This window comes from Rhodococcus sp. DT1 (assembly GCF_049844875.1).
Lineage (GTDB): Bacteria > Actinomycetota > Actinomycetes > Mycobacteriales > Mycobacteriaceae > Rhodococcus.
The window spans coordinates 404,240-427,743 of record NZ_JBNCLW010000005.1 but is presented as its reverse complement, the minus strand read 5'-3'; the positions used below and the strand labels follow the sequence as shown (position 1 = coordinate 427,743).

General features: G+C 67.1%; 23 protein-coding genes. 14 read left to right on the top strand and 9 right to left on the bottom strand.

Annotated features, from left to right (window positions below):
- Window positions 1–42 precede the first annotated feature (42 nt).
- Window positions 43–411, bottom strand: coding sequence for a VOC family protein (locus ACLQ3J_RS15355; protein WP_425903776.1), 369 nt, complete (start codon window positions 409–411; stop codon window positions 43–45).
- 93 nt (window positions 412–504) lie between these two features.
- Between ACLQ3J_RS15355 and ACLQ3J_RS15350 the strand changes: the two genes are divergently transcribed.
- The gene (locus ACLQ3J_RS15350) at window positions 505–1,458 is read left to right on the top strand and encodes a helix-turn-helix transcriptional regulator (protein WP_425903774.1); all 954 of its coding nucleotides are present in this window, start codon (window positions 505–507) and stop codon (window positions 1,456–1,458) included.
- 28 nt (window positions 1,459–1,486) lie between these two features.
- Here ACLQ3J_RS15350 and ACLQ3J_RS15345 read toward each other — a convergent pair whose 3' ends face one another.
- Window positions 1,487–2,026: a hypothetical protein gene (locus tag ACLQ3J_RS15345; RefSeq protein WP_296551068.1), complete on the bottom strand. Its 540-nt coding sequence runs from the start codon at window positions 2,024–2,026 to the stop codon at window positions 1,487–1,489.
- Between the two features lie 287 nt (window positions 2,027–2,313).
- Between ACLQ3J_RS15345 and ACLQ3J_RS15340 the strand changes: the two genes are divergently transcribed.
- The 4 genes from ACLQ3J_RS15340 (at window position 2,314) to ACLQ3J_RS15325 (ending at window position 5,794) form a co-directional block, all read left to right on the top strand.
- Window positions 2,314–2,493 carry a hypothetical protein gene (locus tag ACLQ3J_RS15340; RefSeq protein ID WP_169621090.1) on the top strand — a complete coding sequence of 60 codons (180 nt, stop codon included), beginning with the start codon at window positions 2,314–2,316 and terminating at the stop codon, window positions 2,491–2,493.
- A 304-nt stretch (window positions 2,494–2,797) separates the two neighbouring features.
- The gene (locus ACLQ3J_RS15335) at window positions 2,798–4,456 is read left to right on the top strand and encodes a DNA repair helicase XPB (protein WP_169621194.1); all 1,659 of its coding nucleotides are present in this window, start codon (window positions 2,798–2,800) and stop codon (window positions 4,454–4,456) included.
- 86 nt (window positions 4,457–4,542) lie between these two features.
- Complete coding sequence (locus tag ACLQ3J_RS15330; RefSeq protein WP_378528123.1) at window positions 4,543–5,229, top strand: DUF3239 domain-containing protein; 687 nt, start codon at window positions 4,543–4,545, stop codon at window positions 5,227–5,229.
- Window position 5,230: 1 nt separating this feature from the next.
- Window positions 5,231–5,794, top strand: coding sequence for a GNAT family N-acetyltransferase (locus ACLQ3J_RS15325; protein WP_425903773.1), 564 nt, complete (start codon window positions 5,231–5,233; stop codon window positions 5,792–5,794).
- 6 nt (window positions 5,795–5,800) lie between these two features.
- On the opposite strand, the gene ACLQ3J_RS15320 is transcribed toward ACLQ3J_RS15325, so the two are convergent.
- Window positions 5,801–6,787, bottom strand: coding sequence for an LLM class F420-dependent oxidoreductase (locus tag ACLQ3J_RS15320; protein WP_425903772.1), 987 nt, complete (start codon window positions 6,785–6,787; stop codon window positions 5,801–5,803).
- A gap of 134 nt (window positions 6,788–6,921) precedes the next feature.
- Window positions 6,922–7,413, bottom strand: coding sequence for an NUDIX domain-containing protein (locus tag ACLQ3J_RS15315; protein WP_169621198.1), 492 nt, complete (start codon window positions 7,411–7,413; stop codon window positions 6,922–6,924).
- 77 nt (window positions 7,414–7,490) lie between these two features.
- Between ACLQ3J_RS15315 and sigJ the strand changes: the two genes are divergently transcribed.
- Both sigJ and ACLQ3J_RS15305 read left to right on the top strand, forming a co-directional pair.
- The gene (gene sigJ / locus ACLQ3J_RS15310) at window positions 7,491–8,411 is read left to right on the top strand and encodes an RNA polymerase sigma factor SigJ (RefSeq protein WP_296551065.1); all 921 of its coding nucleotides are present in this window, start codon (window positions 7,491–7,493) and stop codon (window positions 8,409–8,411) included.
- Window positions 8,412–8,452: 41 nt separating this feature from the next.
- A complete protein-coding gene (locus ACLQ3J_RS15305) occupies window positions 8,453–8,869 on the top strand; it encodes a VOC family protein (RefSeq protein ID WP_296551064.1) in 417 nt (138 codons plus the stop codon).
- 1 nt (window position 8,870) lies between these two features.
- Here the strand turns inward: ACLQ3J_RS15305 and ACLQ3J_RS15300 are convergent, their stop codons facing one another.
- Complete coding sequence (locus tag ACLQ3J_RS15300) at window positions 8,871–9,461, bottom strand: carboxymuconolactone decarboxylase family protein (protein ID WP_425903770.1); 591 nt, start codon at window positions 9,459–9,461, stop codon at window positions 8,871–8,873.
- 116 nt (window positions 9,462–9,577) lie between these two features.
- On the opposite strand from ACLQ3J_RS15300, the gene ACLQ3J_RS15295 reads away from it, so the two are divergent.
- The 3 genes from ACLQ3J_RS15295 (at window position 9,578) to thpD (ending at window position 12,833) form a co-directional block, all read left to right on the top strand.
- A complete protein-coding gene (locus tag ACLQ3J_RS15295) occupies window positions 9,578–10,774 on the top strand; it encodes a pyridoxal phosphate-dependent aminotransferase (protein ID WP_425903768.1) in 1,197 nt (398 codons plus the stop codon).
- Window positions 10,775–10,777: 3 nt separating this feature from the next.
- Window positions 10,778–11,782, top strand: a complete 1,005-nt coding sequence (locus ACLQ3J_RS15290) for an AraC family transcriptional regulator (protein ID WP_169621203.1) — start codon at window positions 10,778–10,780, stop codon at window positions 11,780–11,782.
- A 160-nt stretch (window positions 11,783–11,942) separates the two neighbouring features.
- On the top strand, window positions 11,943–12,833 hold the full coding sequence (gene thpD, locus ACLQ3J_RS15285; RefSeq protein WP_296551061.1) for an ectoine hydroxylase: 891 nt from the start codon (window positions 11,943–11,945) through the stop codon (window positions 12,831–12,833).
- On the opposite strand, the gene ACLQ3J_RS15280 is transcribed toward thpD, so the two are convergent.
- The 3 genes from ACLQ3J_RS15280 to ACLQ3J_RS15270 form a co-directional block, all read right to left on the bottom strand.
- On the bottom strand, window positions 12,797–13,693 hold the full coding sequence (locus tag ACLQ3J_RS15280; RefSeq protein ID WP_296551060.1) for a glycosyltransferase: 897 nt from the start codon (window positions 13,691–13,693) through the stop codon (window positions 12,797–12,799). The two genes, thpD and ACLQ3J_RS15280, sit on opposite strands and share 37 nt — an antisense overlap.
- Window positions 13,694–13,947: 254 nt before the next feature.
- Window positions 13,948–15,030 (bottom strand): 3-deoxy-7-phosphoheptulonate synthase, encoded by a 1,083-nt coding sequence (locus tag ACLQ3J_RS15275; protein ID WP_378528115.1) that lies wholly within the window; start codon window positions 15,028–15,030, stop codon window positions 13,948–13,950.
- Between the two features lie 380 nt (window positions 15,031–15,410).
- The gene (locus ACLQ3J_RS15270; RefSeq protein WP_206036959.1) at window positions 15,411–16,595 is read right to left on the bottom strand and encodes an acyl-CoA dehydrogenase family protein; all 1,185 of its coding nucleotides are present in this window, start codon (window positions 16,593–16,595) and stop codon (window positions 15,411–15,413) included.
- A 121-nt stretch (window positions 16,596–16,716) separates the two neighbouring features.
- Here ACLQ3J_RS15270 and treS point away from each other — a divergent pair, with 121 nt between their 5' ends.
- Both treS and ACLQ3J_RS15260 read left to right on the top strand, forming a co-directional pair.
- Entirely contained in the window at window positions 16,717–18,555 is a 1,839-nt protein-coding gene (treS, locus tag ACLQ3J_RS15265) for a maltose alpha-D-glucosyltransferase (protein WP_296551058.1), read from the top strand.
- Window positions 18,552–19,943 (top strand): maltokinase N-terminal cap-like domain-containing protein, encoded by a 1,392-nt coding sequence (locus tag ACLQ3J_RS15260; RefSeq protein WP_296551057.1) that lies wholly within the window; start codon window positions 18,552–18,554, stop codon window positions 19,941–19,943. The genes treS and ACLQ3J_RS15260 overlap by 4 nt, the downstream gene beginning before the upstream one ends.
- A gap of 59 nt (window positions 19,944–20,002) precedes the next feature.
- On the opposite strand, the gene ACLQ3J_RS15255 is transcribed toward ACLQ3J_RS15260, so the two are convergent.
- Window positions 20,003–22,426 carry an ATP-dependent Clp protease ATP-binding subunit gene (locus ACLQ3J_RS15255; RefSeq protein WP_169621209.1) on the bottom strand — a complete coding sequence of 808 codons (2,424 nt, stop codon included), beginning with the start codon at window positions 22,424–22,426 and terminating at the stop codon, window positions 20,003–20,005.
- Window positions 22,427–22,585: 159 nt separating this feature from the next.
- Between ACLQ3J_RS15255 and ACLQ3J_RS15250 the strand changes: the two genes are divergently transcribed.
- Together ACLQ3J_RS15250 and ACLQ3J_RS15245 are read left to right on the top strand one after the other, a co-directional pair.
- Entirely contained in the window at window positions 22,586–23,041 is a 456-nt protein-coding gene (locus tag ACLQ3J_RS15250; protein ID WP_169621210.1) for a transcriptional regulator, SarA/Rot family, read from the top strand.
- Between the two features lie 7 nt (window positions 23,042–23,048).
- Window positions 23,049–23,471 carry an organic hydroperoxide resistance protein gene (locus ACLQ3J_RS15245; RefSeq protein WP_425903766.1) on the top strand — a complete coding sequence of 141 codons (423 nt, stop codon included), beginning with the start codon at window positions 23,049–23,051 and terminating at the stop codon, window positions 23,469–23,471.
- Window positions 23,472–23,504 lie beyond the last annotated feature (33 nt).

Here is a 23,504-nt window from a genome sequence, read left to right as displayed (position 1 = left end):
CGACCGCCGCTTCCCCGCGGGCACATTGATCCCTTCGACCGGCTAACCGTCCACCGGCGCGACCCGGATCAGGTTTCCGTCCGGGTCCGCGATCACGAAGGTGCGGCCGAAGACGTCGTCGTGAGGTTTCTCGACGACCTCGGCGCCGGTGGCACTCCACCGCGAGAAGATCTCGTCCACCTCGGAGGCGGGTCCCGGAACGGTGAGGCCTATCTCGGAGGTGCGGGGCGTGCCCGGGGTCGCGTGGTCGCTCCGGCCGGACCACAGTGCGAACTCCACCCCCGGAGCCACCCCGAACGCGACGTAGCGGGGACTGACGAACACCGGTTCGATGTCGAACAGGTTGCGGTAGAACGCCGTCGCCGCGGCCGCGTCGCGGACGTAGACGAGAAACAGGTTGGGTGCGGGCATCGGTCCTCCTCGATACTTCGTTGCTCGGACGGAACCGACTCAACCGCGCAATCGCGTCAGAACCTGTCATGTTTTCCGTGAGAATCGGGATTCGTGAAGGCCACTCGACTGCTCGCACTGCTCTTGCTCCTGCAAACGCATCAGCGCGTGTCTACGACTGAGCTGGCCGAACGGCTCGAGGTATCCCGTCGTACGGTCCTGCGGGACGTCGAAGCGCTTTCGGCTGCCGGCGTGCCCGTCTACGCCGAACGTGGCCGGCACGGGGGCATCGTCCTGCTCCCCGGGGCGCGCCTGAACGCCTCCCATCTCGAGCCCCCGGAGATGGAGGCGTTGTCGATAGCGGGCCTCGATCGGGCGCAACTCGCACAGCTGGGCCTGGACGGATCCCGCGACATGGCCGACCGCAAGATCGCGGCGCGCAGGGCCGCGAGGGGGACCGGACCGACCCTGGCCGATCTCGTCGTCGTCGACAATGCCGGCTGGCTCGCTCCGCAGCGGGATACGGCGAGCGTGGCCGACCTGGCGCTCGATCTCCTGAATCGGCCCCGCCTGCGGGTGCGCTATCGGAGCAGCGGCGACGACCGCGCCTCGTCCCTCGTCGTCGATCCGTACGGCCTGGCGGCGAAGTCGGGCAGGTGGTACCTCGTCGCCGACGACGAGCAACGACCACGACTGTTCAGTCTGGAGCGGCTCGACAGCTACGAGACCCTTTCCGAACCGGCGAGACTCCGCTCGGGCCACGACCTCCGCTCGGTGTGGGCCGGGCTGGTGCGGCGCACCGAGACACCGGGCCGGGTCGCCGTGCGGGCGCGGCTACGGGAAGATCGGCTCGACCTCGCCGGACGCATTCTGGGTGCGCGGCTCGAAGACGTCGAACCCCCCGAGGACGGATGGTGTGCCGTGAGGATCGTCTACCCGGACATCGAGTCGGTGCGACAGCTTCTGCAGTTCGGAGATCACATCGAGGTTCTCGCGCCTGCGGACGCGCGGCGGCGGATAGCCGAGCTCGCATCGGATCTCGTGCGGCGGCACACGCCCACGACGTGACCCCCGGCAGGCTCGGACCGGCGCCTGGTCACCGCTCGCGGACGAGCGCGAACGGCGACGCCGCGAGGCGGGACCACGGTCCGCCCACGAAGGTCAGTCCGAGCAGCGTGCCGTCGTCGAGGGAGCGGAACTCGTCGCGCACCCAGCGCCAGGGCACCGGCGCGGACCCCTGGGGTCCGGTTCCGTAGGAGACGACCAAGGCTTCGCTGCCGTCGAGCCACGACGCGTCGGTCGAGATCGTGGCGGGCAGGCTGTCGCGCAGGGCGCCGTCGCCGTCGCGAAGCACATTGACGGCGCCGCCCGCACCGTCGAAACGCTTACCGTGCCAGCCGCGCATGCCCCCGAGGGCGATGGCGCGCGGCGCGACCGCGCGGAGGAGTGCCGGACCCACGAAGACGGCGCGGTATGTCCCCTGCACATCTGCCGGGGCGGGAGCCCGCAACTCGGAGAACCGCGTCCGCAGCCGCCCCAGGGACTGCGGCAGCGCGTCGATCGCATGTGCCTGTTCACCGTGCACGACATCCTCCTTCGCCCGGCCGCGCGGGTGCGGCACGGTGTTCGCCGTCACAACCTACCGCCGTCACCTTTTCGTGCGGTATCGCGGTGCGGACCGACCCTTTCCTGCGCGACTGGCTTTTTTCTGTAAATGGGTTATGGTCTGGACTTGTCGAGTGTTCGACCATTCCCGAAAGGAACGACAATGGCCGACAAGGGCAAAACTCTCAAGAAACCGTCGCAGTCCCTCAAGGAACGGCGCGCGGAAAAGCGCCAGAAACAGACCGACGACACCGAATTCATCAAGAAGCGCAAGCGGCACTGACGGCTTTCCGGCGCACGACGACCTCGGGACACAGAGTGACCACATCCTCAGCCACCCTGCTGGACGACCTGTACGAGCAGTTCACAGACATTTCGGAGCGCGCGGGGGACGACGGTTCGCCGTCGCCCTTCGCGCACGGCTTCCGGTCCGCACTCGCGCGGGCACGCCTTTTCGTGCTCGACGCGCAGGCCGGTGAATTCTCCCGGATGGTGTGACCCTCGGGTTTTTTCAGCAATTCGGCAACAAAGAATCAGAAGACAGGATTTCACAAGTGAAAAGGACGATGTCGGCCCTGGATAGAATTCAGGAACGCCTCGAGCACGAATTGGATTCTTCACCGGCACTGTCGGAAAAGGACGCGGGCTATCGCTCCGGAATTTCCGAGGCGCTGGTGTGCTTGATGGAGGTACGTCGCTCTCTCACGGGGTGACGTCGGCGGCACACGCGGCCCGTGGGTGGCGGATCGCGTCTCCAGTCAGGAGAATAGGAGAGTTCTACTCTCTATCCCAGGAGGCATTCGTGGCCGACGGACCCTTGATCGTCCAGTCCGACAAGACCGTGCTGCTCGAGGTCGACCACCCACGTGCCGCCGAAGCCCGACAAGCCATCGCGCCGTTCGCCGAACTCGAGCGCGCCCCGGAGCACATCCACACCTATCGGGTCACACCGCTCGCCCTGTGGAATGCGCGGGCCGCGGGCCACGACGCAGAGCAGGTCGTCGATGCGCTGGTCAGTCACTCGCGTTTCGCGGTCCCCCAACCTTTGCTCGTCGACATCGTCGACACCATGGGCCGCTACGGGCGACTGCAACTGGTGAAGAGCCCCGTCCACGGCCTCACCCTGGTGAGCCTGGACCGTGCGGTTCTCGAAGAGGTGCTCCGAAACAAGAAGATCGCCCCCATGCTCGGCGCCCGCATCGACGACGACACCGTCGTGGTGCACCCCAGCGAGCGTGGCCGCGTCAAGCAGATGCTGCTCAAGATCGGCTGGCCCGCCGAGGATCTTGCCGGTTACGTCGACGGTGAGGCGCACCCGATCACCCTCGACATGGAATCGAACCCCTGGCATCTGCGTGACTACCAGGAGATGGCGGCGGATGCGTTCTGGGCCGGCGGATCCGGGGTCGTGGTGTTGCCGTGTGGGGCCGGGAAAACAATGGTCGGCGCTGCGGCCATGGCGAAAGCCGGTGCCACGACCCTGATCCTGGTGACCAACACCGTCGCGGGGCGGCAGTGGAAACGCGAACTGATCGCGCGCACTTCCCTCACCGAAGAGGAGATCGGCGAGTACTCCGGGGAAAGGAAAGAGATCCGGCCCGTCACGATCGCCACGTATCAGGTGATCACCCGCAAGACGAAGGGCGAGTACCGCAATCTCGAGCTGTTCGACTCCAGGGACTGGGGCCTGATGATCTACGACGAGGTGCATCTGCTTCCCGCACCGGTGTTCCGGATGACAGCCGACCTCCAGTCGCGTCGCCGGCTGGGCCTGACCGCGACCCTCGTGCGCGAGGACGGTCGTGAAGGCGATGTGTTCTCCCTGATCGGCCCGAAGCGTTACGACGCGCCGTGGAAAGACATCGAGGCCCAGGGGTGGATCGCCCCGGCGGACTGCGTCGAGGTGCGGGTCACGCTCACCGACGCGGAGCGGATGGCCTACGCGGTCGCCGAGCCGGAGGAGCGGTACAAGCTGTGCTCGACCGCCCGGACCAAGATCCCGGTGGTGGAGTCGATTCTCGCGAAACACGCCGGTGCTCCCACGCTCGTCATCGGCGCCTATATCGACCAGCTCGACGAGCTGGGTGCCGCTCTCGACGCCCCGGTGATCAAGGGGTCGACACGGAACAAGGAACGCGAAGCGCTGTTCGACCGGTTCCGGGCGGGCGAGTTGGGCGTGCTCGTGGTCTCGAAAGTCGCGAACTTCTCGATCGACCTGCCCGAGGCGTCGGTCGCGGTGCAGGTGTCCGGAACGTTCGGGTCCCGGCAGGAAGAAGCCCAGCGTCTGGGCCGGCTGTTGCGACCCAAGCACGACGGCGGGCAGGCTCACTTCTACTCCGTGGTCGCCCGCGACACCCTCGACGCCGAGTACGCCGCCCACCGGCAGCGGTTCCTCGCGGAACAGGGGTACGCGTACCGGATCACCGACGCCGACGATCTTCTCGGACCGCAGATCGGCTGAGACCCGTCGGCCGCCGAGCGGGCGCGCCCGCCAGCCGGATGCTTCCGGTGAACGTGGCCGCGCGCGTGGCCGATATGCTGGATCACGTGCGCCGATTCGAGTTTCCCGTCGACCTGCCCCACGCGAAAGCCGTGAACCAGACGCTCGCGGAGGTGCGCAGTCTGCGACGATCCGCGGTGATCGTCGCGTTGTTGTGCGCCGCGGGTGCGGTGTGGCTCTTCGTCCTCGGCCACGCCTGGTCGTACATCGTCGGATCGGTGCTCGTCGTGGCCGCGGTGACGTCGGTGTGGGTCGCGTTGTGGGCTCCCCGCAAAGTCGGCACGATCGAGGACCTCTACCGCGACAGCCCACTGGTTCCGGCGCTGGTCGCGACCACCCGGGCCCGTGGTCTGACCCTGCTCGCCCTGATCGATATCGCCAAGCCCGCCGACGGCGCGGCGGAAGGCACCGGACGCCATCATTACGCCCTTGTCACCCGGGACGTCCAGGCCATCCCTGGGCACCGCGCGAAGGTGGGCGAACGGGTTCCCTGTGTCGCCGTGCTCTCCGACCGGACCACACGCAACAAGTCCGGGGTGTGGCAGATGGTCAGCCCGATGCCTCTTGCGTGGGCCACTCGTGATGCTGCGGTCCTGGCGAAGGCCGCGGCGGCGATCGACGAATCCGAATGGAAACTGCTGAAGTCCAAGCTGTCTTCCGCGGACGAGATCAACGCCAGCGACGAGCGACGAGTCGAACTGGACCTGAGGGAACTTCCACCGGAACTGCGCTGACATGCGGCCCTCGATCCTCACCGACGGCACCGTCGTCCTGTCCGTCCCCGGAAGCGGGGACATCGACGCGATCACCGACGGCTGTAGTGATCCCGCGGTCGCAAAATGGACCACAGTCCCCCACCCGTACACCCGTGCCGACGCCGTCAGGTTCGTGGAGGATATCGTTCCGCACAAGTGGGCCAACGGTTTTCCCGACTGGGGAATCCGCACGAGTCGTGACGGCCCGCTGCTCGGAATGATCGGTTTCGTGCAGCACGGCAGCGCAGCGCCCGAGATCGGTTTCTGGCTGGCTCCCGAGGCCCGCGGCCGCGGACTCGCCACCGCCGCCGCACGTCTGGTGTGCGACTTCGCTTTCGGCCGGCACGGGTTGCAGGCATGGCGTGTGGAGTGGCGAGCGCTGGTCGGCAACGTGCCGTCCGCGGCCGTCGCACGCCGCCTCGGTTTCCGGTTCGAGGGGGTCGCCCGACACGGCCTCCTGCAGCGGGGAGTCCCGCGCGACGTGTGGGTGGCGGCCCTGTTGCCCGGCGACCCCCGCGAACCGGCGCACGGCTGGCCGGTCTGACGTCCCCTACGCGAGGTGCGGAAGCACCTCCTGCTCGAACAATTCGAGTCCCGTCGTGTCATAGGCCGCTTCGGGGAAGTAGAAGATCGCGTACTCGAGTCCCTGCTTCTTCAGCGCCGTGAGGTTCTCGACGATCTGCTCGGGCGTTCCCACCGCGGGCATACCCCGGAATGCGTCCAGCGCCCCGTCCGCCTTCTCGGCACCGACGATCGGTTCGAGTCGTGCACGCAGCGCCTCGAGCCTGTCCTGCACCTCCGCTTCCGTCCGTCCGATCGCGACGTTGTAGTTGGCGGACCGCACGATGGCATCGAAATCCGTGCCGACCTCGGCGCAGTGCTCTCGCAGGACCTGCGACTTGTGCGCGAATCCCCCGGGGGTTCCGTCGAAGTTGGTGTACTGCGCGTACTTCGCCGCGATCTTCAACGTCACCTTTTCCCCGCCGCCGGCGATCCAGAGCGGGATCCCACCTTCCTGGAGGGGCAGCGGACGCACAATCGCTCCGTCGACTTGGTAGTGCTTGCCGTCGAGCGTTGCCGTGCCCGTGGTCCAGGCCTGCCTGAAGATCTGGACGCCTTCGTCGAGGCGGCGCAAACGTTCTCCGGCGGACGGGAAGCCGTAGCCGTAGGCACGCCATTCCTGCTCGTACCACCCGCCCCCGATACCCATTTCCACGCGGCCGCCCGAGATGATGTCGGCGGTCGCAGCCACCTTCGCGAGATACGCAGGGTTGCGGTAGCTCATGGCCGTACACATCTGACCGAGCCGCACCCGGCTGGTCACGGCGCCGAATGCGGACACCAGAGTCCACGCCTCGTGGGTGGCCTCGTCGGTGGGTTCGGGGACGGTGTGGAAATGGTCGTACACCCAGATCGATTCCCACGGGCCCTTGTCGGCGCGTAACGCGAGATCGCGCATGACGGGCCACTGATCGGCGGGATCGATACCGACCAGGTCCAGTCTCCAACCTTGAGGGATGAAAAGTCCGAAACGCATGTGGGTCCTCACTCGAGTCGACGATCTTGTTGCCTGGGCAAGTATCCCCCGATTCGGTACGGACGATGCCGTGTGCTCCGCCGATGGGAGCGCACGCACGCGTCAGAATCAGCGAAAACCTCGACAGGCCAGCCCTATTCGGTGCGGTACCGGCGGCCCACGTCGTCGAGCCGTGCTCGCAGCGCCACCAGAATCGGGCGCTGGCCCTTCACCAGCTTGGTTTCCGCGTCGGAGAACGTGATCCAGCGGGCATCGTCGACTTCGGGAATCGTCAGCCGCTTCCCCGACCGGGGCGGCCATTCGATCTCGCACGTGTTGCTCGAGACGAACCGGAGGTCGGCGTCGGTTTCGCCGGCGTAGACACTCACGATCTTGCCCGACGCCTGCCGATAACGGCCGAGCAGCGACAACGGCACGTCCGGCGCGGGAAAGCCGCATTCCTCCTCGAACTCACGGGTCGCGACTTCGCGGGGCTCCTCCTCGGGTCCGTACTCTCCCTTCGGCACCGACCAGGCGGCAGTGTCCTTTCCAGTCCAGTACGGGCCGCCGGGATGCACGAGCCACAGCTCGAGCAGCCCGGTGTCGTCGACGCGGTAGAGCAGCAGACCTGCGCTCGTCACCGGCATCGCTCACCTCCGTGCACCGTGTCGGATGCACCCGGAGTCCTGCCCGCGACGGTGATCCTGCTCGTAGCATCGAGAATATGCGCGCGTCCGGGCTTGCGGAATCATTCGAGGAACACCGCGCCCACCTGTTGACGGTCGCGTACCGGCTCACGGGCAGTGTCGCCGACGCCGAGGACGCGGTGCAGGACTCCTGGCTCCGGCTCGCGACCGTCGATGCCGGCGAGATCGGCAATCTGCGTGCGTGGCTGACCACTGTCGTGGGCCGGCTGTGCCTCGACAAGCTCCGGTCCGCCGCGGTACGGCGCGAGAAATATGTGGGACAGTGGCTGCCGGAACCGATTGTCACGCCACTCGGCGGCACCAGCCCGCCGGACCCGCTCGAACAGGTGGTGCAGCACGAGGACAGCCGGCTCGCCGCGCTGATCGTCCTCGATGTGCTGCCGCCGCCGCAGCGCATCGCGTTCGTGCTCCACGACGGGTTCGGTGTGCCGTTCGACGAAGTGGCGACCGTTCTCGGCATCGGATCGGCAGCGGCTCGGCAACTCGCCTCCCGCGCTCGCCGTGCCGTGGCCGACACACCGCCCCCGACCCCCACCGCCGAACACGAGAACGCCGTCGCCGTGCTGGTGGCGGCGTTCGCCGCGGGAGACATCGACGGCGTGATCGCGGCGCTGCACCCCGATGCGCGGCTGATCGGAGACGCCGGTGGCACCACCTCGACCGCACTCAACGTGGTGTTCGGTGCGGAGAAGTTCGCCCGGTTCTTCGCAGGGCTGATACGCCGGTACGGCCCGGAGTCGTTCGCGGCGTTCGAACCGGTCCGCGTCAACGGCGAACTCGGCCTGCTCAACCACGGGCTCGGCGGCGACGGTCGGCGCGGATACCCGCCCCGCGTGACGGGATGCACGGTTCGCGACGGCCGGGTCTGGGCCGCCTACGACCTGGCCAACCCGGAGAAATTGCGGCGCGGCGTTCTCGTACCCCTGGGCCGGCGCTGATCCGTCGCCCGGACCCCGGCGCCACCGCTAGGGTCGGGCCCATGGACCAGCGTCTCAGTCTCGTGACCCTCGCCGTCGAGGACGTCGACCGCGCCCGGGAGTTCTACGTGGACGGACTGGGCTGGTCCGCAGTGGTCGAAGAACCCGGCGAAGTGGTGATGATCCGTGTCGGCGCCCACGTGATCCTGTCGTTGTGGGCCCGCACAGAATTCGAGGCGGAGGTCGGCCCGACATCGTGGAGTGGGGTTCCACCCGTCACCCTCGCCCACAACGTCGCGACCCGCGACGAAGTGGACGTCGTGCTCGAGACCGCCCGCCGAGCAGGCGCCGATCCGGTGTCGGGCGGCACCGACCGCCTGTGGGGCGGTTACACCGGTTATTTCGCCGACCCCGACGGTTTTCGCTGGGAGGTCGCCTGGAATCCGGGCTCGATCGCCGAGATCGTGATACCCGAGTAACTCACTTCCCCGTCGCCGCAGCGTCGTCCGCCCACGGCACACGACACGCATCGGTGCTGAAGCCCTGCTCCTGGATGCCCAGTGCCGAGTTCATCCGGCCCCGCATGTTCTCGAGAGCGATCTGATAGGTCAGTTCCACCACCCCGGCCCGCCCGAATCTCCGTTCGAGATCCGCGACCTGCTCGTCTGTCACGGCGGTGGCAACATCCCCGGTGACCGCGTCCGCGTATGCGATCGCAGCCTTCTCGTCGTCGCTGTACAGGTCCGACGTCGCATAGTCGGCGATCTGGGCGAGGCGCTCGGTGTCGAGTCCGTCGAGGCGCTGCAGCATTGTGCCGAAGTCGACGCACCACGAACATCCCAGAGTCCACGCTGCGCGGTACACCGCGAGTTCACGCACGTTGGCCGGAAGCACCTTCGAGGCTCGCTCGACCAGCATCTCGTGTACTCCGGTCGCGCGCATCAACGCCGGGTGGTGCGCGAGCACCGCGAACGGCTCGGGAACCACCCCGTAGCGGCGCGCAGCAAAGGCATAGGTCGCGCGGGTGGCCAGGCCGGCCCGTTCGGGGGTGACCGGTTCGATTCGCGGCATGACGTCCTCCGGTTTTCTCGCGGCCCCGGGACTCCTCGCCGGTCCCGGCCGAGCCGTTCGTACTGTTGACGAGGCAGCCGTCCCGGATGTGACAGGGCGGACGATAGGCTTCACGAGTGGCTGATTCGAGGAGACCGGCAGCGGCAGTGCGCACCGTCGCCCGGCTACGACCGTTCGCCTCGACGATCTTCGCCGAGATGACCGACCTGGCGATCCGGCACGACGCGATCAACCTGGGCCAGGGTTTCCCCGATGTCGACGGTCCACCGCAGATGCTCGAGATCGCGCGACAGGCCATCGCCGACGGGATCAACCAGTACCCGCCCGGGTCGGGTATTCCCGCGCTCCGGCAGGCCGTCGCCGCGGACCGCGCCGACCGCTACGGCATCGAACACGATCCCGACTGCGAGGTACTCGTCACCGTCGGAGCCACCGAAGCGATCAGCGCGGCTGTCCTCGGGCTCGTCGAGCCGGGCGAGGAAGTGCTGCTCACCGAGCCGTACTACGACTCGTACGCCGCCGCGGTCGCGCTTGCCGGCGCGACTCGCCGCACCGTCCCGCTCGCCCGGGCGGGAGCCGGCTTCGTGCTGGACGTGGACGCCCTGCGCGCCGCGATCACCGACCGCACGCGCATGCTCATCGTCAACACCCCGCACAACCCCACCGGCACCGTGTACGACGAGACGGCCCTGACGGCCCTGGCCGAGTTGGCGTGCGAACACGACCTTCTGGTGCTGTCGGACGAGGTGTACGAACACCTGGTGTTCGACGGCCGCCGGCATATCCCGCTCGCGTCGCTGCCGGGAATGGCGGAGCGCACGGTCACCGTGTCGAGTGCCGCGAAAACGTTCAACGTCACGGGATGGAAGATCGGCTGGGCGCTCGGGCCCCGCGAGCTGATCGACGCCGTGCGCGCCGCGAAGCAATTCCTGACCTTCGTGGGCGGCGCACCCTTCCAGCCCGCAGTCGCCCACGCCCTGACCCACGAGCAAGACTGGATCAGGTCGATGCGCGACGACCTGCAACGCAAACGCACTCTGCTGTCCGATGCATTGAAGGGCGCCGGGTTCGGCGTACTCGACTCGGCCGGAACATATTTCGTGTGCGCCGATCTCACGCCGCTCGGTTACCGCGACGGTGTCGCATTCTGCCGTGAACTGCCGGAACGGATCGGGGTGGCCGCGGTCCCCGTGAGCGTGTTCGTCGACGACACGCAGGCCTGGAACCATCTGGTGAGATTCGCGTTCTGCAAGCGGGACGACGTGCTCGCGGACGCGGTCGATCGGTTGCGCACGCTGCAGGAGGCCCTCTAGATCATGTCGCGGCCCACCATTCCGTCCGACTTCGTATCCCGGGCGGTACGCACCGGCGCGGACGCCGGAGTCGATCTCCAACCGGCGCTGGACGCGGCCAGAATCAGTCGCGCGGTCCTCGCGCACCCTCACGCGCGCCTGACGCCGGCACAGGTGAGCCGGTTCACCCAGATGGCGTGGCAGATCACGGACGACGAACTGTTCGGGTTGGCGCCCGGTCCGGTCCCCCGTGGAATGTTCCGGGTGATGTGCCTGACGCTGATCCACTGCCCCGATCTCGCGCGCGCGCTCAGCCGCATGGTCGAGGTCAACCGGGTGGTCCGGTCGCTCCCCCAGTTGTCGCTGACCCCGGGTGACACCACCACGTACCTCGATGTCGCGCTGCCGGAGGTGGTCGACGAGAAGACACGCGTCACCGTCGACTTTCTCCTCATGCTGCTGCACCGCTTCGCGGCCTGGCTGGTCGGCGGCAGAGTCCGGCTGGAATCGGTGATGTTGCCGTACGCCGAACCGGATCCGGTTCTTGCTCGTAGTTACGATTCGATGTTCGGTGTCCCCGTGACCTTCGGAGCGGGCCGCGCAGCGCTCGAAATCCACAATTCCGCACTGACGTCGCCGCTCGTGCAGTCGGAGGAGTCGCTCGACGAGTATCTCCGCGACTCCCCGAATCTCATTCTGTCGGAACGGGATTACGAGTCGACCGTGTCGTCGCAGGTGCGCCGCATCTTCGAGTCGGGAATCAACGGACGCACTGCCACCGCCGAGGACATTGCGGGAATGCTCACCGTGAGCACCCCTCACCTCCGCCGGCTGCTGCGCCAGGAGGGCACGTCACTCGGCCAATTGCGCGAGGAAGTACTCCGCGATCTCGCCATCGCCGGGCTGCGGCGCGGCGAGTCGGTCGACGACCTCTCGGCCCGACTCGGGTTCTCCGAGCCGAGTGCCTTCAGGCGCGCGTTCAAGCGGTGGACGGGCAACACCCCGAGCAGTTACCGCTCACCGCGGTAACCGGGGTTCGCAATCCCGCTCCTACCGGGACACGACGACGCACCCGGGAACCCGGTGCCCGGAACCGGCACGGAATCCACCCGGGTTGCATAACGTGGCGGTGAGTGGGTAAGTCTGGGAGGCGAAGCTCTGTCGACCTGGGAGAGGGTGAAACACCGTTATGCGCGCTGCGGTACAGGATGAGTATCCGACCCGGAGCCGAGCGAAGTGCGAATCGTTCGCGAGGCCGGATCCGGTCGTGTGGGGAAGTGCGGCCGAGGGGCCGTTGCCCGCCGAGGCGGTCACCGAATACGACCGCCGAGGATTCCATACTGCAGAAGCGCTTCTTCCCGCGAACGACGTGGGAAACCTCCTGGAAGAAACATCACGGCTCGGCGGTGAACTGGGTGACGACGCGCGTGTGATCCGCGAGCAGGGTAGCGGCGACGTCCGTTCCATCTTCGACGTCCATCTGCTCAGCGATCTCGTGGCCTCTATTGTCCGCCGTCCCGAAATAGCCGGGATTGCACGGCAATTGCTCGGCTCCGACGTGTACATCCACCAATCGCGACTCAACGTCAAACCAGGCTTCCGCGGCGGGCCGTTCTACTGGCACTCGGATTTCGAGACCTGGCACGCCGAGGACGGAATGCCCAAGCCACGGGCGCTCAGCATCTCGCTCGCCTTGACCGAGAACTACGGCTACAACGGCGGTTTGATGATCATGCCGGGTTCGCACCGCACCTACGTCTCGTGTGCGGGAGAGACTCCGGAGGACTACTACCGCGAGTCGCTCGTCACCCACGCGCCGCAGACCGGGTCTCCCGACGAAGACAGCCTCACCCGGATGGCCGCCGAGTACGGCATCGCCACCTTCACGGGATCCGCAGGTTCCGCAACGGTATTCGATTCCAACTGCATGCACGGCTCCAACGGGAACATCACCCCGTTTCCGCGCTCGAATCTCTTCGTGGTGTTCAACAGCGTGGAGAACACCCTGGTAGAGCCGTTCGCAGCGAAGAACCCGCGCCCGCCCTATCTGGGGAGTCGGGACTTCACACCGCTCGTCTGATCCGAGACGGGCATCGCACGTTCGACACCACCCGAGAAGGCCCGCGAGAGTGCGAATCGGCCTCGGTCCGGGTCGTAGAGCCGATATGCGGCATAGACGCCGAGGTGACCCAGCCACTGCAGGCGCACGACGCGTGCGACCTCCGGGGTCAGCAGGCCGTGCACATCGTAGGTTCGGACCATGGAACGGGTGTACTCGATGTACTCCAGGGGTGGGGTCAGCGCCCGGCGGGGAGAGATGTCGACGAACAGATCCGTCAATTGGGCGATCTCGATGTCGTGCTCGCGCAGACAGAGGGCGAGGTCCACGTCCTCGTGGATGCCGGGGTCGGTACTGATCGCCTCCCGCACCTGATCCCATGCGGAGCGCCTGATCACCATGTTGGCGCCGTGGATGTTGTTGACCCGGCGTTCGCCGCCGAACAGACCTTTCGCGACTTGCTTTTCGTAGTACCGCTTCTTCAGCCCGCGGTAGGGCGAGTCGTACGAGTTGTTGAGACCGCTGACCGCGCCGACCGCTGCCACGTCGTCTCTGGCGAAGAACTCCCGTGCGGTACGCGCCCACCCCGGGCGCACACGCGTGTCCGCGTCTATCCGCCCGAAGATCGAACCCTCGGCGGCATCGAATCCCGCGTTGCGGGCGAACGCGACACCGGGGCGCTTCTCCGTCACGAGCCGGACGATCGGATTACCGGCCGCGACAGCTTCGACGATCTGCACCGTGTTGTCGGTGGAATTATTGTCCACCACAATGATTTCGAGGATGTCCTCTTGCTGCTGGAGAAGCGCCGACAAGCATGGCCCGATGTACCGCTCCTCGTTGCGAGCCGGTACGACGATCGACAGTGCCTCCCCATCCATGTGATGGCACGCTACCGCAAGTGGGGCCGGCTCTCTTTGCGTACCACCCAGATTACCGTTTGATCCCTATTGTCTGTATACGGGTTTCGGGCGGGATCGCCGGCGGTGACCCGGCTACGTGCGTCTGCACGCCGGACAGACCGAAAGGTGCTCGTACACAAATCATTTGCCATGTGCGGCATCTGCAGAGCGCTTCGGTGCGTCCTGCATTCGCTCCGACGTGGATGTCGGAGCGAATGCAGAAACCGAGTGGGTCAGGCGCGACGGGCACGCACCGCGTCGGCGAGCCGGTCGAGTTGGACTGCAGTGGTTGCCCAGTCGAGGCACGCGTCGGTGATGGACTTACCGTACTCGAGCTCGTCGGACGAGCCGAGCGTCAAGTCCTGCCGGCCGGCTTCGATGAAGCTCTCCAGCATCACACCGACAATGCCTTGTTCTCCGGCTTCGAGACGCTCGGCGATGTCGGTCACGACGTCGACCTGCTTCTCGTGGTTCTTGCTGCTGTTGCCGTGGCTCGCGTCGATGACCACCCGTTCCGGCAACCCACCCTTGCGCAGGCGCGCCATCGTGTCGGCGACGGTCTCGGCATCGTAGTTCGGGCCGGCGCTGCCGCCGCGGAGGATGACGTGGCAGTCCGGGTTGCCGACGGTCTGGATGAGCGCGGCCTGGCCGTCGAGGTCGGTGCCGGGGAACACGTGGCTCGCACCTGCGGCGCGGGTTCCGTCGACCGCGACCTGCACGTCGCCTTCGGTGGAGTTCTTGATCCCGACCGGCATCGACAGGGCGCTGCACAGCTGACGATGCACCTGGCTGGCGGCAGTGCGTGCACCGATCGCGCCGTAGGTGACCAGGTCGGCGTAGTACTGCGGGAGGATCGGATCGAGGAACTCGCAGCCGACGGGCAGGCCCAGGCTCGACACATCGAGCAGCAACTTCCGGCCGATTCGCAGGCCGGTGTTGATGTCGTAGCTGCCGTCGAGGTGCGGGTCGTTGAGCAGACCCTTCCAGCCGAGCGTGGTGCGCGGCTTCTCGAAGTACACACGCATCACGATGTGCAGGTCGTCGCGCAATTCGTCAGCCTTCGCGGCGAGCCGGCGAGCGTAATCCATGGCTGCGGCGGGGTCGTGGACCGAGCACGGGCCGACGACCACGACGAGGCGGTCGTCGGTGCCGTTCAGGATATTGACGGTGTCGGCGCGGCCGGATCGCACGGTCGCCGCCACGACGGCGTCAGGGGCGTATTCGGCGCGGATCTCCGACGGCGCGGCGAGCGGACTCACCCGCACGGTGCGCTGCTCGTCGAGATTGGTGGTGGAGATTCCAGTGGTGGAGCTCATCGGGTTGCGTTCCTGTTCTCGGTGAAGGAAGCCGACCCGGAAGAACCCTGAGATCCCGTCGAGCCGGTCTGTATCCGGCTCGTGGGTGAGGAAGTCAGCGCGCGGTCACGCCGACCGACCCACCCAGGGCCGGCCCGCTAAACCAAAAATAGGTGCGCTGCATAGCGACGGACTCTACCAGAACTCGCCGAACCGGTTCTGTGACGCGGCACACCGACTCGCCCCGACGCTCCCCGGCAGGAACTTCGGGTCCGGGTGCATCTTCGCCGAACCTGTTCCCGGGCAAGCAGACACCTCCGCGAGGCGGCCGTATGCGACGCCGTTCCGCTCCCCGGTGCCGAGCAACGGATCGTCATTCGGCGGCGCGAACGAGACGGTCCCTACCGCCACGGCACTCGCTCCGGGTCGCGCAGCATCCGGCGGGCGGTCGACATGCGATGCACCTCGTCGGGGCCGTCGTAGATGCGCGCATACCGTGCCCGCCGGTACATGGCCTCGAGGGGCGTATCCGCGGTCAGGCCCAGCGCCCCGTGTACCTGGATCGCCCGGTCGACGACGTCGTGCAGCATCCGCGCACCCCAGAACTTGATGAGACCGATCTGTACCCGGGCGTCCTCACCGGCGTCCATGACCCGGGCCGCGTCGAGCGTCATGAGGCGCGCCGCCTGAATCTGTGCGGCCGATTCGGCGACGTACCGCTGGATCTCGCCCTTGTCGGCGAGGAGCGACCCGTGCGCGAACCGGGCGTTGGCGCGCGCACACATCAGTTCGAATGCCCGTTGCGCCTGCCCGAGCCAGCGCATGCAGTGGAAGATCCGGCCGGGTCCGAGGCGGTCCTGGGCGACCAGGAAACCGTTGCCGCGTCCCCCGAGCACGTTGTCGGCAGGAACCCTGACGTCGGTGTAGCGCACCTCGTAGTGGTCGCTCGGGTCGTACCCCATCGTGGGGATCGACCGGACGATCTCGAAGCCCGGCGTATCCGTCGGAACGATGACAGCGCTGATACTGCGGTGAAGCGGCGTCGAGTCGGGTTCGGTGCGCGCGAACACCGTGCAGTAGCCGGCCTGCCGGGCGCCGGTGGTGAACCACTTACGGCCGTTGACGACCCACTCCGCTCCGTCCAGACGGGCGGTCGTCTGCACGAGCACCGGGTCGGAGCCGGCCACGTCGGGCTCTGTCATGCCGACCGACGGCAGGATCTCGCCGGAGACGAGACCGGGAACCCAGCGACGACGCTGCTCCTCGGTGCCGTGCCGATGCAGCATCAGCGCGTCCTGCATCGACACCGACCCCACCGCGAGCTGACCGAACTCCGACCGGCCGATGATCTCGTTGAGATAGACGAAGTCCAGGAACGGAACTCCCCCGCCGCCGATCTCCTCCGGGTGCCCGAGCGCCCACAATCCGAGGTCCTTCGCGCGGCTCTTCAGCCCGTCCAGCGCCGCGGCGCCGTCGTCGTCCTGCCGCGACAATGTCGGCTCGAGCGGGATAACCTCCTCGTCGATGAAGGAACGCATCCGGGTGCACAGTTCGGCCACCCGGCCCTCCGGCCGATTCGCAGTCATGGGCGTCAATGTATCCGCGCACGCATGCCCTCACCTCGCTTTCAGCCGGGCCGGGTGTGGACCGGCCGACGCCGGGGAACCCTGAGGTTCCGCCCTGCACGATGACGAGCCCGGAGGTTTCATGCCAGCAGAAAGCCCAGCCGATCCGACCGCCCGAGCTGTGGAACCCGAGCACACCCCCGACGGGCACATCGTCGAGACACGGTCCGAGGATTTCGCGCATGCACGCAACCTTCCGATCGATCCCGACTGGTTCAAGACCGCGGTGTTCTACGAGGTTCTCGTGCGCGCGTTCAACGACTCGAACCACGACGGGACCGGTGACCTGCGGGGGCTGACCGAAAAACTCGACTACATCGCGTGGCTCGGGGCCGATTGCATCTGGCTGCCCCCGTTCTACGATTCCCCGCTGCGGGACGGCGGCTACGACATCCGCGATTTCCGCGCGGTGTTACCGGAATTCGGGACGGTCGACGACTTCGTGACGTTCCTCGACGAAGCGCACAAGCGCGGTATCCGCGTGGTGACGGACCTGGTCATGAACCACACCTCCGATACCCACGCGTGGTTCCAGGAGTCGCGTGCCGAACCCGACGGTCCCTACGGGGATTTCTACGTGTGGTCCGACAGCGACGAGGCCTACAAGGATGCCCGCATCATCTTTGTGGACACGGAGACCTCGAACTGGACGTGGGATCCGGTGCGCAAGCAGTACTACTGGCACCGGTTCTTCTCGCATCAGCCCGATCTGAACTACGACAACCCCGAGGTCCAGGACGCCATGCTCGACGTCCTCCGCTTCTGGCTGGACCTGGGCATCGACGGATTCCGGCTCGACGCGGTGCCCTACCTGTTCGAGCGCGAGGGCACCAGTTGCGAAAACCTGCCCGAGACCCACGCGTTCCTCAAGAAGTGCCGGGCGGTGATGGACGCCGAATACCCGGGCCGGGTCATGCTCGCGGAAGCGAACCAGTGGCCGTCGGACGTGGTCGAGTACTTCGGTGAGCCGGAGATCGGCGACGAGTGCCACATGGCGTTCCACTTCCCGCTCATGCCCCGGATCTTCATGGCGGTTCGCCGCCAGAACCGATTCCCGATCTCGGAGATCCTCGCGCAGACCCCGTCGATTCCCCGCACCGCGCAGTGGGGCATCTTCCTGCGCAACCACGACGAACTCACGCTCGAGATGGTGACGGACGAAGAGCGTGACTACATGTACTCCGAGTACGTCACCGACCCGCGGATGCGGGCGAACATCGGGATCCGCAGGCGCCTGGCCCCTCTGCTCGAGAACGACCGCAACCAGTTGGAGTTGTTCACGGCGTTGCTGCTGAGCCTGCCCGGGTCCCCGGTGCTGTACTACGGCGACGAGATCGGCATGGGCGACAACATCTGGCTCGGTGACCGCGACGCGGTGCGTACCCCGATGCAGTGGACTCCCGACCGCAATGCCGGTTTCTCCCGCGCCGATCCGGCGCGGCTGTATCTTCCGACCATCATGGATCCCACGTACGGGTACAACGCGGTCAATGTCGAGTCCCAGCTGAACTCGACGAACTCGCTGTTGCACTGGACTCGCAGGATGATTCAGGTCCGCAAGCAGCACCCCGCGTTCGGCAAGGCGGCGTTCACCGAACTCGGCAGCGCCAACCCCGCGGTCCTGTCGTATCTCCGGGAGATGGAAACGACCCCGGATCGCAACTACAGCGACGTCATCCTGTGCGTGAACAACCTTTCCCGCTATCCGCAGGCCGTGGTGCTGGATCTGTCGAGGTTCGTCGGGTGGATCCCGGTGGAGCTCACCGGGTCGGTGCCGTTCCCATCGATCACCGAGGAGGGCTACATGCTCACGCTCCCCGGTCACGGGTTCTTCTGGTTCGCTCTGCAACCGGATCCCACGACAGAAGGCGCAGGATCACATCCCGTCAGCAGCGAAGCGGAAGCGGCGGTGCAGCCATGACCGAACAGAACGACAGCCGCTATCCGGACGCCGACCTCGAAGCGGGGCTGGCACACTGGCTCCCACGCCAGCGCTGGTTCGCCGCGAAGGGCCACACCATCACCGGCGTGCGGATCGTGTTGCGGCAGACGCTCGCCGACGAACCCGGGTTCGGCGCCGACCACGTCCTGGTGGCCGTCGACTTCGAGGACACTGCCGAGCAGATCTACCAGGTGCCGTTGGGGTACCGATCGCACCTGCCGGACGATCTGGCTCCGTGGACGTTGGCGACACCGGACGATGCGGGGCACAGCGTGTTCGTCTACGACGGTCTGCACGACCAGGACATCATCGGCCTGTACGCGCAGAGCCTGAGCAGTGGCCGCCCGAAGGGGCCCGTCGATCTCCACACCCTCCCGGGCGCGGAGTTCGAGGCGGGCATGCGCGGGCGCCCGCTCGGCGCGGAGCAGTCGAACACGTCCGTCGTACTCGGCGAACGCCTCCTGCTCAAGATGTTCCGTCGTCTCACGTTGGGCATCAACCCCGACGTGGAGTTGCACCTCGCGTTGACCGAAGTGGGCTGCCGCTCCGTGGCACCGATCCGTGCGTGGATCGACGCCGATGTCGAAGGTGTCCGCACGACGCTCGCGATGGCCCAGGATTTCGCCGCCAATTCCGCGGACGGGTGGGCGATGGCGCTCGGAAGTATCCGCGATCTCCTCATCGAAGGGGATCTCCGGGCCGACGAGGTCGGTACGGATTTCGCCGGTGAGTCCTACCGGATGGGGACGGCGGTCGCCGAGGTCCATTCGGATCTCGCCGCCGCGCTCGGGGAATCCCAGCGTCCCGCGTCGGGACTTGCGGCCGCGATGAACCGCAGGCTCGAGGCCGCAGCCGCGGAGGTCGAGGAACTGGTGGAGTTCGTGCCCGCGATACAGGCGAGGTTCGACGAAGCGGCCGCGCTCGGTCCCGTCACGGTGCAGCGCATCCACGGCGACCTCCATCTCGGGCAGGTGCTGCGCACACCGGAACGGTGGCTGCTCATCGACTTCGAGGGTGAACCCGCCAAGTCCCTTGTCGAACGCCGGCATCCCGACACCCCGCTCCGCGACGTCGCGGGGATGTTGCGTTCCTTCGATTACGCCGCCCACCATTCGGTGCGAGAGCGGGATCCCGACGGCGCCACGGCGCAGCGTGAGTTCCGGGCGCGGGAATGGGCAGAACGCAACTCCGCCGCGTTCTGCGACGGGTACGCCGCAGCATCCGGATCCGATCCGCGCGACATCGGGCCGTTGCTCCGTGCGTACGAAATCGACAAGGCCGTCTACGAAGTGGTGTACGAAGCGCGGCACCGCCCGTCGTGGCTCCGTCTGCCCCTCAATGCGATCCGGAGGTTGTGCAAAGCCTGACGACCGACGTACGAAAGGGCGGGTGTGTGCAGTGCACACACCCGCCCTTTTTCGGAATCTCAGACCACCTGCAACTCCAGTTCGTCGCCGGCGACGTCGACTTCGACGCGTCCGCCCTCGACCAGCGTGTCGTCGAGCAGCAGATCCGCGATGCGGTCGTCGACAACCCGTGCGATGGACCTCCGCAACGGGCGGGCACCGAACTCGGGCTGGTGCCCGTGACGGGCGATCCACTCCACGGCCTCGGGGCTGAAGTCGATCTCGATGCCCTTGGCCTGGAGCCGCTTCCGGCTCTCGTCGAGCAGGAGATCGGCGATCCGGTGCAACTGTGCGTCGTCGAGCCTGCGGAACACGACGATCTCGTCGATGCGGTTGAGGAACTCCGGCCGCATCGATTCGCGCAGCCGTCCCATCACCCGGTCGCGCAGCGGCTTCTCTTCCGCCTCCGCGTCGCCGGTGGTGAACCCGATGGCCCCACCACGGCTGGAGATGATGTCCGATCCCAGGTTGCTGGTCATGATGACGACGGTGTTCGTGAAGTCCACCGTGCGGCCTTCACCGTCGGTGAGACGGCCGTCGTCGAGCACCTGCAACAGGGTGTTGAACACATCCGGGTGCGCCTTCTCGATCTCGTCGAGCAGCACGACCGAGTACGGGTTGCGACGGACCTGCTCGGTCAGCTGACCGGCCTCGCCGTAGCCGACGTACCCGGGCGGGGCGCCCACGAGACGGCTCACGGTGTGTCGTTCGCCGAACTCGCTCATGTCGACACGCAGCATCTTGCGCTCGTCGCCGAACAGGACCTCGGCCAGCGCCTTCGCCAGCTCGGTCTTGCCCACGCCGGTCGGGCCGAGGAACAGGAAGCTGCCCACCGGGCGATGCGGATCGCTCATGCCCGAGCGGCTCCGGCGGACGGAACGTGCCACCGCGCGCACCGCCTCGTCCTGGCCGATGACGCGCTTGTGCAGCTCGTCCTCCAGTGTGCGGAGACGGTCCTTCTCCACCTTGGTCATCTGCGTGACGGGGATTCCCGTCGCGCGCGAGACGACCTCGGCGATCAGTTCGGTGCCGACCACCGGGACGTCCGCATCAGCCGGCGCACCGGAGTCGATGCGCTGCTGGATCCGGACGATCTCGTCGCGGACGCGCGAGGCTTCCTCGTAGTCCTCGGCCTGCACCGCGCGGTCCTTCTCGGCTTCGAGTTCGACGAGCCGGTCCCGCAGCTGTGCACCGTCGACGCGCGGGGTGTGCAGCCGCAACCGCGCACCGGCCTGGTCGACGAGGTCGATCGCCTTGTCCGGCAGGTGCCGGTCGGGCAGGTATCGCACCGACAGGTCGACGGCGGCGTCGAGGGCCTCGTCCGTGTAGCGGACACCGTGGAATTCGGCGTACCGGTCACGCAGTCCGTGGAGGATGGCGACCGTGTCCTCACGGCTCGGCTCACCGACCATCACCGGACCGAAGCGCCGTTCGAGCGCCGGGTCCTTCTCGATGTGCTTGCGGTATTCGTCGAGTGTCGTGGCACCGACGATGTGCAGTTCGCCGCGGGCGAGCTTGGGCTTGAGGATGTTCCCCGCGTCCATCGCCCCGTCGTTGCCGCCACCGGCGCCGACGACGGTGTGGAGTTCGTCGATGAAGACGATCAGTGCGCCCGACTGTGCGGTGATCTCGTCGAGCACCTTGGTGAGGCGTTCCTCGAAGTCGCCGCGGTAGCGGGTGCCCGCCACCATGCCGGTCAGGTCGAGTTGGACGATTCGCTTGTCGCGCAGGTTTTCCGGCACCTCGCCGTCCACGATGCGCTGGGCGAGCCCTTCGACGATCGCGGTCTTGCCGACACCTGCCTCGCCCAGGAGAACCGGGTTGTTCTTGGTGCGGCGGGACAGGATCTCGAGCGTCTGCTCGATCTCGTCGGCGCGGCCGACGACGGGGTCGATGCCACCGCTCCGAGCGCGCTCGGTGAGGTCGACACCGAATTGGTCGAGCGTCGGGGTCGCGGAGTCGCCACCCGCTTCGGCCGGCGGCACCGGCTGGAGCGCCGTCTGCAGAGACTGCGGGGTGACACCGAGGGAGGCGAGCAACCGTCCCGGGGCGCGGGTCTGGTCCGCGGCGAGCGCGAAGAACACGTGCTCGGGGTCGATGTAGGTCGAGCCGAGCGCGCGCGAGAGCTGATGTGCCTCCAGCAACGCGGTCTTGACCGCCCCACTGAGTGCGGGAGCCGACACGCCGGAGTCCGGGTTGCTCTGCGGCAACCGCTGGTCGACAGCCGCGACGACCGCGGCCGGATCGGCTCCGGAGCGGGCCATGACGGTGCGGGCCGGATCGGTTTCCGCCATGGCGCGGAGGAGGTGCAGCGCATCGAGGTCGGCGTCGCCGCGTTCTGCGGCGAAGCGAGCCGCGACCGCCATCAGTTCCTGCGTACCGCGGCTCATGAAGCGGGAGAGGTCGATTCGGCCGGGTCCGCCAGGCCCGAAGAATGCCGTCATTCCGAAGCCTTTCTCTTGACTTGAGCCTTACTCACTCAACTAACGTGCCGAACACTTCATCAATTCCGAAGCCCCAGGGCAAATGAAGGTGAGCTACGTCACGGCGAACGAGGAGACTTTGTATTGTGCACAACACAACGGTGCGCTACTTTATTTCACGTGTCGGATCCTTTCGCTCTCGATCAGCAGGTGTGCTTCGCGCTCTACCGCGCGTCGCGCGCCACCACCGCGGTCTACCGGCCGCTCCTGGACCGACTCGGCGTCACCTACCCGCAGTACCTGGTACTGCTCGCACTGTGGGAACGCGACGCGCGCGGAGTGCAGGACCTGTGCGACGCCCTCGACCTCGACACCGGCACACTGTCGCCTCTTCTGAAGCGACTCGAGTCGGCCGGGCTCGTCGAACGGACACGGCAACGCGACGACGAGCGACGTGTCGTCGTACGCCTCACCGACGCCGGCAACGCGCTACGGAAAGAAGCCGCGGACATCCCCGGTTGCGTGGCCCGCGCAGGCCGTCTGGAACTCGACGAACTCGCCGAACTCCGCGACACGCTCCACCGCCTGACCGCCGCGCTGCAGCACGCAGCCGGCGACACCCCCGAGGAAAGGTAGGACCGCCATGAAGATCCTCTACACCGCAGAAGCCCTCGCCACCGGAGCCGGACGCAACGGGCACGCTCGCACCAGCGACGGTAAGCTCGACGTCGACCTCGCCATGCCCACCGAGATGGGCGGCGACGGCGAAGGCACCAACCCCGAACAGCTGTTCGCCGCGGGCTATGCGGCGTGCTTCCACTCGGCACTGCAGATGATCGCCCGTCAGGAGAAGGCCGACATCAGTGACTCCGCCGTGGGCGCCCGCGTCGGCATCGGCCCGACCGACGGCGGCGGGTTCGGCCTCGCCGTCACCCTCGAGGTCACCTTGCCGAAGCTGTCCGCCGAACAGGCCCGCGAGCTCACCGAGAAGGCTCATCAGGTGTGCCCGTACTCCAACGCGACCCGCGGCAACATCGAGGTCACCCTCGAGATCTCCGAAGACTGACCGATTACCCGGGCCACCCGGCCTCACCACGTG

Coding starts and splice junctions, on each gene's coding strand:
- ACLQ3J_RS15355 (WP_425903776.1), bottom strand. CDS start 411: ATGCCCGCACCCAACCTGTTTCTCGTCTACGTCCGCGACGCGGCCGCG.
- ACLQ3J_RS15325 (WP_425903773.1), top strand. CDS start 5,231: ATGCGGCCCTCGATCCTCACCGACGGCACCGTCGTCCTGTCCGTCCCC.
- ACLQ3J_RS15320 (WP_425903772.1), bottom strand. CDS start 6,787: ATGCGTTTCGGACTTTTCATCCCTCAAGGTTGGAGACTGGACCTGGTC.
- ACLQ3J_RS15315 (WP_169621198.1), bottom strand. CDS start 7,413: ATGCCGGTGACGAGCGCAGGTCTGCTGCTCTACCGCGTCGACGACACC.
- sigJ (WP_296551065.1), top strand. CDS start 7,491: ATGCGCGCGTCCGGGCTTGCGGAATCATTCGAGGAACACCGCGCCCAC.
- ACLQ3J_RS15305 (WP_296551064.1), top strand. CDS start 8,453: ATGGACCAGCGTCTCAGTCTCGTGACCCTCGCCGTCGAGGACGTCGAC.
- ACLQ3J_RS15300 (WP_425903770.1), bottom strand. CDS start 9,461: ATGCCGCGAATCGAACCGGTCACCCCCGAACGGGCCGGCCTGGCCACC.
- ACLQ3J_RS15290 (WP_169621203.1), top strand. CDS start 10,778: ATGTCGCGGCCCACCATTCCGTCCGACTTCGTATCCCGGGCGGTACGC.
- thpD (WP_296551061.1), top strand. CDS start 11,943: ATGCGCGCTGCGGTACAGGATGAGTATCCGACCCGGAGCCGAGCGAAG.
- ACLQ3J_RS15280 (WP_296551060.1), bottom strand. CDS start 13,693: ATGGATGGGGAGGCACTGTCGATCGTCGTACCGGCTCGCAACGAGGAG.
- ACLQ3J_RS15275 (WP_378528115.1), bottom strand. CDS start 15,030: ATGAGCTCCACCACTGGAATCTCCACCACCAATCTCGACGAGCAGCGC.
- ACLQ3J_RS15270 (WP_206036959.1), bottom strand. CDS start 16,595: ATGACTGCGAATCGGCCGGAGGGCCGGGTGGCCGAACTGTGCACCCGG.
- treS (WP_296551058.1), top strand. CDS start 16,717: ATGCCAGCAGAAAGCCCAGCCGATCCGACCGCCCGAGCTGTGGAACCC.
- ACLQ3J_RS15260 (WP_296551057.1), top strand. CDS start 18,552: ATGACCGAACAGAACGACAGCCGCTATCCGGACGCCGACCTCGAAGCG.
- ACLQ3J_RS15255 (WP_169621209.1), bottom strand. CDS start 22,426: ATGACGGCATTCTTCGGGCCTGGCGGACCCGGCCGAATCGACCTCTCC.
- ACLQ3J_RS15245 (WP_425903766.1), top strand. CDS start 23,049: ATGAAGATCCTCTACACCGCAGAAGCCCTCGCCACCGGAGCCGGACGC.